This window comes from Streptomyces fungicidicus, assembly GCF_003665435.1.
Classification (GTDB): Bacteria; Actinomycetota; Actinomycetes; order Streptomycetales; family Streptomycetaceae; genus Streptomyces; species Streptomyces fungicidicus.
The window spans coordinates 5396517-5411947 of the sequence record NZ_CP023407.1 but is presented as its reverse complement, the minus strand read 5'-3'; the positions used below and the strand labels follow the sequence as shown (position 1 = coordinate 5411947).

Genomic DNA, 15431 nt, shown 5'->3' with positions numbered 1-15431 from the left:
CCCTCAACAACACCACGCAGGACCCACCTCCCCACAGTCATCCGCCCACCCACGTTGACGCGGACAGGAGCGGTCATGCCCGCCAAGCACCACTCGCCATCCCCCCCGACGCCCGGCGCCCGGACGCCCGTGGATCACGGCTCCGGATCCCCTCCCGACCGCCCCGCCGACACCGGTCCCCCGCCACCGGCCACGGACCCGGCCACCTCCGTGGGGCGCATCCCGGTCCTGGACGTCCGGCCGCTGGTCCGGCAGGGGCGCCGGCCCGCCAAGGCCGTGACCGGGGAGTCGTTCGAGATCTCCGCCACGGTGTTCCGGGAGGGGCACGACGCGGTGGCCGCCAACGTGGTGCTGAGAGATCCGGAGGGACGCCCGGGACCGTTCACGCCGATGCGGGAGCTGGCGCCGGGCACGGACAGGTGGGGGGCGACCGTCACCGCCGGGGAGCCCGGCCCGTGGACGTACACGGTGGAGGCGTGGGGTGATCCGGTCACCACCTGGCGGCACCACGCGCAGATCAAGGTCCCGGCGGGCATGGACACCGAGCTCATGCTGGAGGAGGGCGCCCGGCTGTACGAGCGGGCGGCGGCCCACGTGCCCGGCTCCGGGCCCAGGGGCGTGCTCCTCGCCGCCGTGGACGCCCTGCGCGACGAACGCCGTCCGGCGGCCACCCGGCTGGCGGGGGCGTTGACGCCGGAGGTGGACGCGGTGCTGGCCCGGCATCCGCTGCGGGAGCTGGTCACCAGCAGTGACCCGCTGCCGCTGCTGGTGGAACGCGAGCGTGCCCTGTACGGCGCCTGGTACGAGTTCTTCCCCCGCTCCGAGGGCACCCCCGCCCAGCCCCACGGCACCTTCGACACCGCCGCCCGCCGCCTCCCGGCGATCGCGGCGATGGGCTTCGACGTGGTCTACCTCCCGCCGATCCACCCCATCGGCACCACCTTCCGCAAGGGACCCAACAACACCCTGGACGCCGGCCCCGACGACGTCGGCGTGCCCTGGGCGATCGGCTCCCCCGAGGGCGGCCACGACGCCGTCCACCCCCGGCTGGGCACCCTGGAGGACTTCACCCGCTTCGTGCGCCGGGCCGGCGAACTCGGCCTGGAGGTGGCCCTGGACTTCGCCCTGCAGTGCTCCCCGGACCACCCCTGGGTGCACAAGCACCCCGAGTGGTTCCACCACCGCCCCGACGGCTCCATCGCCCACGCCGAGAACCCGCCCAAGAAGTACCAGGACATCTACCCCGTCGCCTTCGACGCCGACCTCGACGGCCTGGTCGCCGAGACCGTCCGGGTCCTGCGGCACTGGATGGGCACCGGCGTGCGGATCTTCCGCGTCGACAACCCCCACACCAAACCCGTGCTCTTCTGGGAACGCGTGATCGGCGAGGTCAACCGCACCGACCCCGACGTGATCTTCCTCGCCGAGGCGTTCACCCGCCCCGCGATGATGCACACCCTGGCCCAGATCGGCTTCCAGCAGTCCTACACCTACTTCACCTGGCGCAACACCAAGCGGGAACTGACGGAGTACCTCACCGAACTCTCCGGGGACGCCGCCTCCTACATGCGGCCCAACTTCTTCGCCAACACCCCCGACATCCTGCACGCCTACCTCCAGCACGGCGGCCGGCCCGCCTTCGAGGTCCGCGCCGTCCTCGCCGCCACCCTCTCCCCCACCTGGGGCATCTACAGCGGCTACGAACTCTGCGAGAACACCCCCCTGCGCGACGGCAGCGAGGAGTACCTCGACAGCGAGAAATACCAGCTCAGACACCGCGACTGGGACACCGCCACCCGCGAGGGCCGCACCCTCGCCCCCCTCATCACCCGCCTCAACACCATCCGGCGCGAGAACCCGGCCCTGCGGCAACTGCGCGACCTGCACTTCCACCACGCCGACAAGGAGGAGGTCATCGCGTACGCGAAGCGGCGGGGTTCGAACACGGTTCTGGTGGTCGCCAACCTCGACCCCCACCACACCCAGGAGGCGACGGTCTCGTTGGACATGCCGCAACTCGGCCTGGAGTGGCACGAGTCGGTACCGGTGCGCGACGAGCTCACCGGCCAGACCTATCAATGGGGCAGGTCCAACTATGTGCGCCTGGAGCCGGGGGGAGCGCATGTGCTCGTCGTCGGCCGGGAGTCCGGGGCCCGGCCCCCGGGTGAGCACGACCGGGGCCTGCGACCGTCCAGCCCGCCGATCGGAGGGTCACCCACCACATGATCGTCAACGAACCCGTCCCGGACACCTTCGAGGACACACCCGCCAAGGACCGGGACCCGGACTGGTTCAAACGAGCCGTCTTCTACGAGGTGCTCGTCCGCTCCTTCCAGGACAGCAACGGTGACGGCATCGGCGACCTGAAGGGTCTGACCGCCAAACTCGACTATCTGCAATGGCTGGGCGTCGACTGCCTCTGGCTGCCGCCCTTCTTCAAGTCCCCCCTGCGCGACGGCGGTTACGACGTCGCCGACTACACCGCCGTCCTCCCCGACTTCGGCGACCTCGCCGACTTCGTCGAGTTCGTCGACGCGGCGCACCACCGCGGCATGCGCGTGATCATCGACTTCGTCATGAACCACACCAGCGACCAGCACCCGTGGTTCCAGGAGTCCCGCAAGGACCCCGACGGGCCCTACGGCGACTACTACGTCTGGGCCGACGACGACAAGCAGTTCCAGGACGCCCGGATCATCTTCGTCGACACCGAGGCCTCCAACTGGACGTACGACCCGGTCCGCAAGCAGTACTACTGGCACCGGTTCTTCTCGCACCAGCCGGACCTCAACTACGAGAACCCGGCCGTCCAGGAGGAGATGATCTCCGCGCTGAAGTTCTGGCTGGACCTGGGCATCGACGGGTTCCGGCTGGACGCGGTGCCGTACCTCTACCAGCGGGAGGGGACGAACTGCGAGAACCTCCCGGAGACCCACGCGTTCCTGAAGCGGGTGCGCAAGGAGATCGACACCCAGTACCCGGACACGGTGCTGCTGGCGGAGGCGAACCAGTGGCCGGAGGACGTCGTCGACTACTTCGGCGACTACGCCGCCGGCGGCGACGAATGCCACATGGCCTTCCACTTCCCCGTCATGCCCCGCATCTTCATGGCGGTCCGCCGCGAGTCCCGCTACCCCGTCTCCGAGATCCTCGCCAAGACCCCCGCCATCCCGTCCGGCTGCCAGTGGGGCATCTTCCTGCGCAACCACGACGAGCTCACCCTGGAGATGGTCACCGACGAGGAACGCGACTACATGTGGGCGGAGTACGCCAAGGACCCCCGCATGCGCGCCAACATCGGCATCCGCCGCCGCCTCGCCCCCCTGCTCGACAACGACCGCAACCAGATCGAGCTCTTCACCGCCCTGCTCCTCGCCCTGCCCGGTTCTCCGGTCATGTACTACGGCGACGAGATCGGCATGGGCGACAACATCTGGCTCGGCGACCGCGACGCCGTCCGCACCCCCATGCAGTGGACCCCCGACCGCAACGCCGGCTTCTCCTCCTCCGACCCCGGCCGGCTCTTCCTGCCCACCATCATGGACCCGGTCTACGGCTACCAGGTCACCAACGTCGAGGCGTCCATGGCCTCCCCGTCCTCCCTGCTGCACTGGACCCGCCGGATGATCGAGATCCGCAAGCAGAACCCGGCGTTCGGCCTCGGCACCTACACCGAGCTGCCCTCCTCCAACCCCGCGGTCCTCGCCTTCCTCCGCGAGTACGAGGACGACCTGGTGCTCTGCGTGAACAACTTCTCACGCTTCGCACAGCCCACGGAGCTCGATCTCAGCGCCTTCGAGGGGCGCCACCCGGTCGAGCTGTTCGGCGGGGTGCGCTTCCCGGCCGTCGGGGCGCTGCCGTATCTGATGACCCTGGCGGGGCACGGCTTCTACTGGTTCCGGCTCCGCAAGGACGCCGCCTAGAACCCGGGGCGGGGCGGTTTCCCCCGCTCCGCCCGGGGCACGCATGAGTAACACCCCGCCCACCGGCGGCGCCCCCCTCGTGGCGCGCCGTAAGAGGGGAGAGGACGCGACGCCATGTCGGAAGCCGTCACACGCACCGTCACGACACCGCCCGGCCTCCTTGCGTCACTGGATCCACTGCTGAGGGAATGGCTGCCGCGGCAGCGCTGGTTCGCCGGCAAGGGCCGCCCCGTCACCGGGTTCACCCTGGTCGCGGCCACCGAACTGCTGCCGCCCACGGCCAAGCTGGGCCTGTACCACCTGCTGGTGCGCGCACATCAGCCGCTGCTGCCCGGCCACGGCGGCCCGGAGCAGCCCGGCGACTGCTACCAGCTGCTCATAGGCGTGCGCGAGGCGCTGCCGCCCCGGCTCGCGCCCGCGCTGATCGGTCATGTCACCCGGGGCCCGCTGGCCGGACGGACGGTCTACGAGGCCCTGCACGACACCCGGCCCGCCGAACTGCTCCTGGAGGCCCTGCGCACCCGGGCCCGGATCGGCGGGCTCCGCTTCGACCGGGACCCGCGCCAGGAGATCCGGCCCGGCCTGGTGCCGCGCCTGATGACCGCCGAGCAGTCGAATTCGTCGGTCGTCTACGGAGATACGTTCATCCTGAAGCTGCTGCGCCGGGTCGTGCCCGGGATCAACCCGGATCTGGAGCTGCCGCTGGCGCTGGCCCGCGAGGGCTGCCCCCGGGTGCCGCCGCCGACGGCCTGGCTGGTCGCGGACCCCGACGAGTCGCCCGGCCCGCCGCCCCAGGCCGAGCCGTACGTCCTGGGGGTGCTCCAGCCGTTCGTGCAGGGCGCGACGGACGGCTGGGAGCTGGCGTTGCGGGAGCTGGCCAAGGGCGAGGACTTCGTCGCCGAGGCACGCGCGCTCGGGCGGGCCACCGCGGAGGTGCACACCGCGCTGGCCCGTGCGCTGCCGACGGTCACCCTGGGCCACCCCCAGCTGCGCTCCATGGTCGACGGGATGAGCGAGCGGCTGGAGGCGGCGGTGCACGCGGTGCCCGCGCTGCGGCCGTACGCGCCGGGGCTGCGCTCGGCGTTCACGGCGCTGGACGACCTGGCCGCCGGGGGCCGCACCTGGACCGCCCAGCGGGTGCACGGCGATCTGCACCTCGGACAGTGCCTGCGCTCGCCCGCCGGGGAGTGGTCGCTGATCGACTTCGAGGGCGAGCCGGCCCGCCCGATGGCCGAGCGGCGGATGCCGCAGCCGGCCGTGCGGGACGTGGCGGGCATGCTGCGGTCCTTCGACTACGCGGCGCGTTCGGCGGACCGGCCGCACCCGGAATGGGCCGTGCGGTGCCGGGCGGCGTACTGCTCCGGCTACGCGGAGGCGGCCGGCCGGGACCCGCGCACCGACCCGGTGCTGCTGCGCGCGTGCGAGACAGACAAGGCGGTCTACGAGGTCGTGTACGAGGCCCGGCACCGGCCCGAGTGGCTTCCCGTACCGCTGGCCGCCGTGCGCCGGCTCGCCTCGTCCGAGCAGATCTGACCCATCCGAACCCGCGTCCAGGAGGCTTCGCCCGTGACCCCCCGCCCCGAGTCCAGCGGTTCGCATCCGGAGCAGCCCGCCGAGCGGCGGAGCGCCGAGCCACCGGCGCCCGCGCGGAAGAAGACGTCCGCGAAGAAGACCGCCGCGTCGTCGGCGGCGAAGGCCGTGACCAGGAAGACGACGGCGGCGAAGGCGGCCACGGCCGCGGCGAAGAAGGCCGCCGGCAAGAAGGACGCGGAGAAGAAGGCGTCGGAGAAGAAGGCGGCCGACAAGAAGGCGGGGGCGAAGAAGACGAAGGCGGGGAAGGCGCCGGACGCGAAGGCTCCGGCCGGGACGACCGCCGTACCGGAGACCGCTCCCCCGCCGCAGCCCCTCCCGCCCGACATGGAGATCGCCGTCTCCCCTGCCGTCGACGCCGCCGACCGCGAGCGGCTGCTGAGCGGCACGCACCACGCGCCGCACTCCGTGCTGGGCGCGCATCCGGTGCCCGGCGGTGTGGTCTTCCGGGTGTTCCGGCCGTACGCCCGTGCGGTGACCGTCGTCTCCGGGGGCGTCACCGTCGAGCTGCACGACGACGGGGACGGGTTCTTCTCGGGGCTGCTGCCGCTGCGGGAGGTCCCGGCGTACCGGCTGCTCGTGACGTACGAGTCGGCGGTGCAGGAGACCGAGGACGCGTACCGCTTCCTGCCCACCCTCGGCGAGCTCGACCTGCACCTGATCGCCGAGGGCCGGCACGAGGAGCTGTGGACCGTGCTGGGCGCGCATCCGATGACCCACCAGGGCGTCGCCGGCACCCGCTTCACGGTGTGGGCGCCGAACGCGCGCGGGGTGCGGGTGGCCGGCGGCTTCAACTTCTGGGACGGCACCGGCTTCCCCCTGCGGTCGCTGGGCTCGACGGGGGTGTGGGAGCTGTTCGTGCCGGGGATCGGCGACGGGGAGCTGTACAAGTTCGAGATCACCCGCCCCGACGGCTCGAAGACGCTGCGCGCCGATCCGATGGCCCGCCGCACCGAGGTGCCGCCCGCCACCTCGTCGATCGTCACGTCGTCGGCGTACGAGTGGGGCGACGCGCGGTGGCTGGAGCGGCGGGCGGAGGTGCCCGCGCACCGGGCGCCGCTCTCGGTGTACGAGGTGCACCTCCCGTCCTGGCGGCCCGGCCTGACCTACCGCGAACTCGCCGATCAGCTCCCGGCGTACGTCAAGGACCTCGGCTTCACCCACGTCGAGCTGATGCCGGTCGCCGAGCACCCCTTCGGGCCGTCCTGGGGCTACCAGGTCACCGGGTTCTACGCGCCGACCGCACGGCTGGGCACCCCGGACGACTTCCGGTACCTGGTCGACGCCCTGCACCGGGCCGGTATCGGCGTGATCATGGACTGGGTGCCGGCGCACTTCCCGCGCGACGAGTGGGCGCTCGCCGAGTTCGACGGGCGGCCGCTGTACGAGCACGAGGATCCGCTGCGGGCGGCCCACCCCGACTGGGGCACCCTGGAGTTCGACTTCGGGCGGCGCGAGGTGCGCAACTTCCTGGTCGCCAACGCGCTGTACTGGTGCGAGGAGTTCCACATCGACGGACTGCGGGTGGACGCGGTCGCCTCCATGCTCTACCTCGACTACTCGCGCGAGCCGGGCCAGTGGACGCCGAACGAGCACGGCGGCCGGGAGAACCTGGACGCGGTGGCGTTCCTGCAGGAGATGAACGCGACCGTGTACCGCAGGGTGCCGGGGGTCGTGACGATCGCGGAGGAGTCCACCGCCTGGGACGGCGTCACCCGGGCCACCCACCACAAGGGGCCCAGCGGCTTCGGCGGGCTCGGCTTCGGCCTGAAGTGGAACATGGGCTGGATGCACGACTCGCTCGCGTACATGAGCCACGACCCGGTGCACCGGCGGCACCACCACCACGAGATGACCTTCTCGATGGTGTACGCGTACAGCGAGAACTACGTGCTGCCGATCTCCCACGACGAGGTGGTGCACGGCAAGCGGTCCCTGGTGTCGAAGATGCCCGGCGACTGGTGGCAGCAGCGCGCCGGCCTGCGGGCCTACCTGGGCTTCATGTGGGCCCATCCCGGCAAGCAACTGCTCTTCATGGGGCAGGAGTTCGCGCAGGGCGCCGAGTGGTCGGAGGCGCACGGCCCGGACTGGTGGCTGCTGGACCCGCACTACGGCGCCGAGGCCGACCACCGCGGGGTGCGCGATCTGGTGCGGGACCTCAACACCGTCTACGGGCACACCCCCGCGCTGTGGCGGTGCGACACCGAGCCGTCCGGCTTCCGGTGGGTGACCGGGGACGCCGCCGAGGACAACGTGTTCGCGTTCCTGCGGTACGACGCCGACGGCTCGCCGCTGCTCGCGGTGTCCCACTTCGCCCCGGTGGTCCGCCACGACTATCAGATCGGCGTCCCCGACGACGTGCCCGCCTGGCACGAGGCGGTGAACACCGACGCCGGCCGGTACGGCGGCGGTGACGTCGTCCACCCGGACCCGGTCAAGCCGGAGCCGCAGGGACGGCACGGGTTCCCGGCGAGCGTCCGGCTGACCCTGCCGCCCCTGGCGACGGTGTGGCTGCGCCCGGCCTGAGGGCCGGGGACGCTCTCAGCCGAGGGCGTCGGCCAGCGGCTCCGGCAGCGGCCCGGTGTGCAGGACGCCGAGCCGCTGGGTGGCCCGGGTGAGCGCCACGTACAGGTCGCTGGTGCCGTAGCGGCCCGGCTCGACCACGAGGACCGAGTCGAACTCCAGGCCCTTGGCCTGGCGCGGGTCGAGCAGCACGACGTCGTGCGACAGATCGGGTTCGCCGCCCGCCGTCACCCCGTCCAGCCGGGCGGCCAGGGCCCGGTGCAGCTCGCGCGGGGCGATGACGGCGAGCCGGCCCTCACCGGGGGCGAGTTCGGTGACGGCCTTGGCGACGGCGCCCGGCAGGTCGTCGGTGGCGCGGGCCCAGGGGCGCACCCCGGTGGAGCGGACCGAGCCGGGCGGTTCGAAGCCGGGGTGCCCGGCACGGACCACCGCGGCGGCGACGTCCATGATCTCGGCGGGGGTGCGGTAGTTGACGCCGAGCCGGGTGTGCTCCCAGCGGTCCCCGACGTACGGGTCGAGGATGTCCGCCCAGGCGCCGACCCCGGCCGCCTCCGAGGTCTGCGCCGGGTCGCCGACCAGGGTCATGGACCGGGTGGGACTGCGCCGCATCAGCAGCCGCCAGGCCATCGGGGAGAGTTCCTGCGCCTCGTCGACGACGATGTGCCCGAACGCCCAGGTGCGGTCGGCGGCGGCCCGTTCGGCGGCGCTGCGGTGGTCGTCCTCCTCGTGCCGCTCGGCGAAGCGTTCGGCGTCGATGATGTCGTGCGCGGAGAGCACCTCGGAGGACTCGGGATCGTCGTCCTCCTTGTCCTCGAACTCGAAGGTGCGGGAGGCGTACGAGACGTCCAGCACGCCCTGTGCGAAGGCGATCTGCGTCTGCCGTTCGTGTTCGGCCCGCGCGCGGGCGAGCCGGTCGTCCACGCCGACGAGTTCGGCGGCCTCGTCGAGGAGGGGCACGTCGGAGACGGTCCAGTGCCGGGTGACCGGGCGGCGGACGGCGGCGGCGTCCTCCTCGGACAGGTACTCCTCGGGGGCGGCGAGGAAGTCGGCGACCAGGCGCCGCGGGGTGATCCTCGGCCACAGCCGGTCGACGGCGGACCAGACCTCGGGGTTGTCGGCGAGCTCGTCGCGGATCTGGGTGATGTCGCTGGGGTCGAGCAGGTTGCCGCCGTCGTAGGGGTCGGTGCCGATGCGTTCGGCGACCATGTCGGTGAGCGCGTTGAGGATGTGCCCCTCGAAGTGCTCGCGGGCCACGTTGTGCGGCAGCTTCGCGGCGCGGGTGCGTTCGCGGGCGACGTTGACCAGGCCGTCGTCGAGCATCAGGACCTCGCGGTCGTGCTCGATCGCGATCACCGGGTCGGGCAGCGTCTGCAGGTCGCGCACGGCGTCGGCGAGGACACCGGCCATCTCCGCGCGCCCCTTGACGGCCGCGGCCTCGGGGGTGTCCGTCCGGGTGGTCCGCACACCGGGGTACAGCTCGCCGACGGTCGCCAGCAGCACGCCGGTCTCGCCGAGGCTGGGCAGCACCTCGCCGATGTAGCCCAGGAAGGCCGGGTTGGGGCCGACGATCAGGACGGCGCGGCGGGCCAGCAGCTCGCGGTGCTCGTAGAGGAGGTAGGCGGCGCGGTGCAGGGCGACCGCGGTCTTGCCGGTGCCGGGGCCGCCCTCGACGACCATGACCCCGCGGTGGGGTGCGCGGATGATGCGGTCCTGGTCGGCCTGGATGGTGCGCACGATGTCGCCCATGCGTCCGGTGCGCGCGGAGTTCAGTGCGGCGAGCAGCACCGCGTCGCCGGCCGGGTCCTCGTGGCCGGTGCGGGTCTCGTCGCCGAGGTCGAGGATCTCGTCGTGCAGGGCGGTGACCCGGCGGCCCTCGGTGGAGATGTGCCGGCGGCGGCGGAGGCCCATCGTGGTGTGGCCGGTCGCCAGGTAGAAGGGGCGGGCGACCTCGGCCCGCCAGTCGATGAGGACGGGGGTGCGCTCGGCGTCGTCGGCGCGCAGCCCGATGCGGCCGATGTGGTGGGTGTCGCCGGAGGCGAGGTCGATGCGGCCGAAGCAGAGGGAGCCGTCCACGGCGTTCAGCGCGGCGAGCAGCCCGGAGCGCTCGGCGACCAGGATGTCCCGCTCCAGCCTGGCCTGCCGGGGGGTGTGGCCCTGGGCGAGGGCCTCCGTGACGGACACCTCGGCGTCGCCGCGCAGGGCGTCCACGCGTGCGTACAGTCCGTCGACGAATTGCTGTTCCTGCCGCAATTCCTCGTCCGGAAATTCGGTGTTTGACAATTCCGCTCCCGCCCGGATATACTGTGGTCATCGAACTTCATTTGCGGCTTCTTTCTTACGAAGTCGCGAATCCATGAATATACGCAGAGAAAACCCCCGGGCGCAATTGCCCGGGGGTTTTCTCGTGCCGGTGGTCCGGCCGTCCGGCGGATCAGAGCACGTCGGCCAGCTCCTCGAGGAGCCGCCGCTTGGGCCTGGCCCCCACCATCGACCGCAGCGGCTCCCCGTCGCGGAACACCATGAAGGTCGGCATCGACAGCACCTTGTACGCGTTGGTCGTGTCCGGATTGGCGTCCACGTTCAGCTGGACGACCTTCAGCCGGCCGTTCTCCTCGGCGGCCAGCGCGCTCAGCACCGGGGCCATCTGCCGGCACGGCGGACACCAGTCGGCGGTGAACTCCACCAGCACCGGCAGCTCCGCTCCGAGCACCTCCGCCGCGAAGTCCCCGTCACTCACCTCGGGCACACCCTTCACCGCAGTTCCCCTCCCAGTTCGCACACCGGTTCCGGACCTCCCGGAACCGCCGCACCGGCGGCCAGCCCGTCCCGCGCCGACTCCGCCCGCGCCAGCTGCTCGCCGACCTTGGCCCGCACCGCCCGCAGCTCGCCGATGAGCGCGTCGAGCTCGTCCAGCTTGCGCCGGTAGACCCGCAGCGAGGCCGGGCAGGAGTCGCCCTCGGGATGACCGGCCCGCAGGCACTCCACGAACGGGCGGGTCTCCTCCAGGTCGAAGCCGAAGTCCTGGAGCGTCCGGATCTGCCGCAGCAGCTTCAGATCGTTCTCGTCGTAGGTCCGGTAACCGTTGCCCGAGCGCCGCGCGGTCAGCAGTCCGCGCGACTCGTAGTACCGCAGCGTCCGCGTGGTGGTCCCGGCGCGTGCGGCCAGCTCGCCGATTCGCATGGGAACGAACGTAAGCCTTGACCTCGGCGTCAAGGCAAGGGCGGGCAGCACGAAGCCGGACGGCCGGGCTCACGGGGAGGAGCCCGGCCGTCCGGCGGCCGTGGAGCGGTGGTGCGTCCGGGACCGGGAGGGTCTCCGGCGGCCGGGCGGCTGAGTGACGGGGGGGAGTTCCCAGCCGCCCGGGTCCGTGGGGAGCGGGCCGTCAGGCCTTGGCCAGCTCCTTGTCGCCGCCCGGCGCGGGCGCCTCGGCGTCGTCGTGCGAGCCGTCGGAACCGTGGTCGTCCAGCAGCGTCTTCTCGTCGAACGGGGCCCGGCCGGCCAGCACCTCGGCCACCCGCTCCTTGTCGATCTCCTTCGTCCAGGTGCCGATCAGCACCGTGGCGACGGCGTTGCCCGCGAAGTTCGTCAGGGCGCGGGCCTCGCTCATGAAGCGGTCGATGCCGACGATCAGGCCGATGCCGTCCACCAGGGCGGGCTTGTGCGACTGCAGGCCGCCGGCCAGGGTCGCGAGGCCGGCGCCGGTGACACCGGCGGCGCCCTTCGAGGCCACCAGCAGGAACAGCAGCAGCGGGATCTGCTCGCCGATCGACATCGGCGTGCCCATGGCGTCGGCGATGAACAGCGAGGCCATGGTCATGTAGATCATGGTGCCGTCGAGGTTGAAGGAGTAGCCGGTCGGGACGGTGATGCCGACGACCGGCTTGCTGACGCCCAGGTGCTCCATCTTCGCGATCAGTCGCGGCAGCGCCGACTCGGAGGAGGAGGTGGAGAGGATCAGCAGGAACTCACGGCCCAGGTACTTGAACAGGGTCCAGATGTTCAGGCCCGCGACGATCCGCAGCATCGCGCCGAGCACCACGAAGATGAACAGCACACAGGTGACGTAGAAGCCGAGCATCAGCACCGCGAGGCTCTTCAGGGCCTCCAGTCCGGCGGAGCCGGTGACCGCGGCCATGGCGCCGAAGGCACCGATCGGGGCGGCCCACATGATCATCGCCAGGACGCGGAAGACGAGGCGCTGGATGTGCTCGATGCCGCGCAGCACCGGCTGGCCGGCGTTGCCCATGGCCTGCAGGGCGAAGCCGCACAGCAGGGCGATCAGCAGGGTCTGCAGGACCTCGCCCTGGGTGAAGGCGGACACGATCGTGGTCGGGATCACGCCGAGCAGGAACTCGGTGGTGTCCTTCGCCTCCGCGTCGATCTGCGCGTGACCGGTCTCCTTGACCGCGTCGGTGATCGCGAGGCCGGTGCCCGGGTCGAGGATGTTGCCGACGACCAGGCCGATGCCGAGCGCGACGACCGACATCACCATGAAGTAGCCGAGGGCGATACCGCCGACCGCGCCGACCTTGGCGGCCTTCCGCACCGAGCCGATGCCCAGCACGATCGTGCAGAAGATGATCGGCGAGATCATCATCTTGATCAGATTGACGAACCCGGTGCCGATCGGCTTGAGCTCGACCGCGAAGTCGGGGGCGATCAGACCGACGGCGATACCGAGGGCGACCGCGATGATCACCGCGATGTAGAGATAGTGCGTGCGGTCCCGCTTGGCCTTGGGTTCGGCAGGTGCCGTAGCGGATGTGCTGGTCACGGCGGCCCTCCTTGACGACGTCGTCGGCATCACCGGCGTGCGGCTCACGTCCGGGGGATGGGTTTTCGGGGAACGCCGTGACTATGTCGCGCCCTGTGAGTGCGGTCACCCTTCCGTTCATTTAGTTCACCGGCGAACCGGGAGGCAGACTGGCGGCATGCGCATCCCCGTCCCTCGGCCCCGCAGTCTCGCGGGCCAGCTCTTCGCCATGCAGGCCGTCCTCATCGCGGTGGTCGTGGCCGGGTACGCGCTGTTCACCTTCGTCAGCAACCGCAGCCAGGCCGAGGACGCGGCGGGCCGCCACGCCACCGCGGTGGCCCGCTCGGTCGCCGACTCCCCCTCCGTGAACAGCGCGATCCGCACCTCCGACCCCTCGGCACGGCTCCAGCCCTACGCGGAGGCGGTGGTGCGGGACACCGAGGTCGACTTCGTCACCATCATGGATCCGCGGGGCATCCGCTGGACCCACCCCGACCCCGGCCAGATCGGCCTGGTCTTCCAGGGCAACACCGCCGCGGCGCTCGAGGGCCGCACCTTCACCGAGACCTACACCGGTACCCTCGGCCCGTCGGTCCGCGCGGTCACCCCGATCCGCGACGGCGACCGGATCGTCGGACTGGTCAGCGCCGGCATAAGGGTCGAGCAGATCAGCCAGCGCGCCCAGGGGCAGCTGACGGCGCTGCTCGCGGTCGCGGCGGGCGCCCTCGGGCTCGGCGCGGTCGGCACGTACGTCATCAACGCGCGGCTGCGCCGGCACACCCACGGGATGAACGCGGACGAGCTCAGCCATATGCACGACTACCATCAGGCCGCGCTGCACGCCGTGCGCGAGGGGCTGCTGATGCTGGACGGGCAGTACCGGGTGGCGCTGATCAACGACGGCGGCCGGGTGCTGCTCGGGGTGGACCAGGAGGAGGACGTGGTGGGCAGATCGGTGGCGGAGCTGGGCCTTCCGGCGCCGCTGACGGGCGCGCTGCTCGCCTCCGAGCCCCGGGTGGACGAGGTGCACCTGACGGCGGACCGGGTGCTGGTGGTGAACACCTCGCCGGTCACCGGCGGCCAGCGGCGCGGGTCGGTGGTGACCCTTCGGGACGTGACCGAGCTCCAGTCGCTGATGGGCGAGCTGGACTCCGAGCGCGGCTTCACCCAGGCGCTGCGTTCGCAGGCGCACGAGGCGGCGAACCGGCTGCACACCGTGGTCTCGCTGATCGAGCTGGGCCGGGCCGAGGAGGCGGTGGACTTCGCGACGGCCGAGCTGGAGCTGGCGCAGGCGCTCACCGACCAGGTGGTGGCGGCGGTGAGCGAGCCGGTGCTGGCGGCGCTGCTCCTCGGCAAGACCGCCCAGGCCAACGAGCGGGGCGTGGAGCTGGTGGTGTCGCCCGACAGCCGGATGGACGACGGACTGCTGCCGGACTCGCTGCCCGCCCGGGACCTGGTCACCATCCTCGGCAACCTGATCGACAACGCCGTGGACGCGGCGCAGGGCGGGGTGCGCCCGAGGGTGACGGTGACGGCGCTGACGAAGGACGGCTCGGAGCTGATCCTGCGGGTGTGCGACACCGGCCCCGGCGTGGACCCGGACCACACGGAGGAGCTCTTCCGGCGCGGCTTCACGACCAAGCCGTCCGGTCCGGGCGGGCGCGGCCTGGGGCTCGCCCTGGTCAGCCAGGCGGTGTCCCGGCACGGCGGACGCCTGTCGGTCGACTCCGCCCCGGAGGGCGGCGCGTCCTTCGAGGCCCGGCTGCCGCTCCGGTCCGTCGCCCTCGTGCGGTCTCCGGGAGGCGCCGTATGACCGGGGAGCCCATCAGAGTGCTGGTGGTCGAGGACGATCCGGTCGCCGCCGACGCCCATGTGATGTACGTCGGACGGGTGCCGGGCTTCGTCGCGGTCGGCAAGGCGCACACCGGCGCGGAGGCCCGCCGGGCCCTGGACCGCACCCCCGTCGACCTGCTCCTCCTCGACCTGCACCTGCCCGATGTGCACGGACTCCAGCTGGCCCGCTCGCTGCGGGCGGCCGGCCACCACGCCGACGTGATCGCGGTGACCTCGGCGCGGGACCTCGCGGTCGTGCGGGAGGGGGTGTCGCTGGGGGTCGTGCAGTACGTCCTGAAGCCGTTCACCTTCGCGACCCTGCGGGACCGGCTGGTGCGCTACGCCGAGTTCCACGCGGCGGTGGGCGAGGCCAGCGGGCAGGACGAGGTGGACCGGGCGCTGGCGGCGTTGCGCGCCCCCGGCCCCGCCGCCCTGCCCAAGGGCCTCAGCGCCCCCACGCTGGAGCGGGTGACGGTGGCCCTGCGCGACGCCGGGGAGGGCCTGACGGCTGCCGGGGTCGCTGAGGCGGTCGGCATCTCCCGCATCACGGCCCGCCGCTATCTGGAACACCTGGTCGACGCCGGCCGCGCGGCCCGCCGCCCGCAGTACGGCACGGTGGGCCGGCCGGAGCTGCAGTACCGGTGGGTCAGGGAGGCGGAGAAGGGGCGCTGAGGGAGGAGCGGCCCAGTCGCACGGCCCGGGCGCGGGCCTCGGTGGCTTCCGCGGGGGCGTCGGCGCGGGCCTCGGCGCGGTGACCCTCCGGCCGCAGCGGTCGGCACGCGATTCTCCGCAGACGCATTGACCTGACT

At 72.1% G+C, this 15431-nt stretch carries 10 protein-coding genes; 6 read left to right on the top strand and 4 right to left on the bottom strand.

What is annotated here, in order from left to right; genetic code table 11:
* Positions 1-75 precede the first annotated feature (75 nt).
* The 4 genes from CNQ36_RS24890 to glgB all read left to right on the top strand — a co-directional run bounded on the left by CNQ36_RS24890 (position 76) and on the right by glgB (position 8039).
* On the top strand, positions 76-2226 hold the full coding sequence (locus CNQ36_RS24890; protein ID WP_163013360.1) for an alpha-1,4-glucan--maltose-1-phosphate maltosyltransferase: 2151 nt from the start codon (positions 76-78) through the stop codon (positions 2224-2226).
* Complete coding sequence (gene treS, locus CNQ36_RS24885) at positions 2223-3923, top strand: maltose alpha-D-glucosyltransferase (protein ID WP_121547586.1); 1701 nt, start codon at positions 2223-2225, stop codon at positions 3921-3923. Before CNQ36_RS24890 ends, treS begins: the two co-directional genes overlap by 4 nt.
* A 114-nt stretch (positions 3924-4037) precedes the next feature.
* Positions 4038-5456 carry a maltokinase N-terminal cap-like domain-containing protein gene (locus CNQ36_RS24880; protein ID WP_121547585.1) on the top strand — a complete coding sequence of 473 codons (1419 nt, stop codon included), beginning with the start codon at positions 4038-4040 and terminating at the stop codon, positions 5454-5456.
* A 33-nt stretch (positions 5457-5489) separates the two neighbouring features.
* Positions 5490-8039 (top strand): 1,4-alpha-glucan branching enzyme, encoded by a 2550-nt coding sequence (gene glgB, locus CNQ36_RS24875; RefSeq protein WP_163013359.1) that lies wholly within the window; start codon positions 5490-5492, stop codon positions 8037-8039.
* A 15-nt stretch (positions 8040-8054) separates the two neighbouring features.
* Here glgB and CNQ36_RS24870 read toward each other — a convergent pair whose 3' ends face one another.
* The 4 genes from CNQ36_RS24870 to CNQ36_RS24855 form a co-directional block, all read right to left on the bottom strand.
* Positions 8055-10286 carry a HelD family protein gene (locus tag CNQ36_RS24870; RefSeq protein ID WP_206278577.1) on the bottom strand — a complete coding sequence of 744 codons (2232 nt, stop codon included), beginning with the start codon at positions 10284-10286 and terminating at the stop codon, positions 8055-8057.
* Positions 10287-10467: 181 nt separating this feature from the next.
* Positions 10468-10782: a thioredoxin family protein gene (locus CNQ36_RS24865; protein WP_040908481.1), complete on the bottom strand. Its 315-nt coding sequence runs from the start codon at positions 10780-10782 to the stop codon at positions 10468-10470.
* A gap of 5 nt (positions 10783-10787) precedes the next feature.
* A complete protein-coding gene (locus tag CNQ36_RS24860) occupies positions 10788-11216 on the bottom strand; it encodes a MerR family transcriptional regulator (protein WP_004925319.1) in 429 nt (142 codons plus the stop codon).
* A 202-nt stretch (positions 11217-11418) separates the two neighbouring features.
* A complete protein-coding gene (locus CNQ36_RS24855; RefSeq protein WP_121547583.1) occupies positions 11419-12810 on the bottom strand; it encodes a cation:dicarboxylate symporter family transporter in 1392 nt (463 codons plus the stop codon).
* A 157-nt stretch (positions 12811-12967) separates the two neighbouring features.
* Between CNQ36_RS24855 and CNQ36_RS24850 the strand changes: the two genes are divergently transcribed.
* Together CNQ36_RS24850 and CNQ36_RS24845 are read left to right on the top strand one after the other, a co-directional pair.
* On the top strand, positions 12968-14602 hold the full coding sequence (locus CNQ36_RS24850) for a sensor histidine kinase (protein WP_121547582.1): 1635 nt from the start codon (positions 12968-12970) through the stop codon (positions 14600-14602).
* Positions 14599-15294 carry a response regulator gene (locus CNQ36_RS24845; RefSeq protein ID WP_004925330.1) on the top strand — a complete coding sequence of 232 codons (696 nt, stop codon included), beginning with the start codon at positions 14599-14601 and terminating at the stop codon, positions 15292-15294. The genes CNQ36_RS24850 and CNQ36_RS24845 overlap by 4 nt, the downstream gene beginning before the upstream one ends.
* Positions 15295-15431: the final 137 nt, after the last annotated feature.

Excerpts from the sequence above, each read along its gene's own strand:
- CNQ36_RS24890 (WP_163013360.1), top strand. The coding sequence starts at position 76 with ATGCCCGCCAAGCACCACTCGCCATCCCCCCCGACGCCCGGCGCCCGG.
- CNQ36_RS24860 (WP_004925319.1), bottom strand. The coding sequence starts at position 11,216 with ATGCGAATCGGCGAGCTGGCCGCACGCGCCGGGACCACCACGCGGACG.
- CNQ36_RS24880 (WP_121547585.1), top strand. The coding sequence starts at position 4,038 with ATGTCGGAAGCCGTCACACGCACCGTCACGACACCGCCCGGCCTCCTT.
- treS (WP_121547586.1), top strand. The coding sequence starts at position 2,223 with ATGATCGTCAACGAACCCGTCCCGGACACCTTCGAGGACACACCCGCC.
- CNQ36_RS24850 (WP_121547582.1), top strand. The coding sequence starts at position 12,968 with ATGCGCATCCCCGTCCCTCGGCCCCGCAGTCTCGCGGGCCAGCTCTTC.
- CNQ36_RS24845 (WP_004925330.1), top strand. The coding sequence starts at position 14,599 with ATGACCGGGGAGCCCATCAGAGTGCTGGTGGTCGAGGACGATCCGGTC.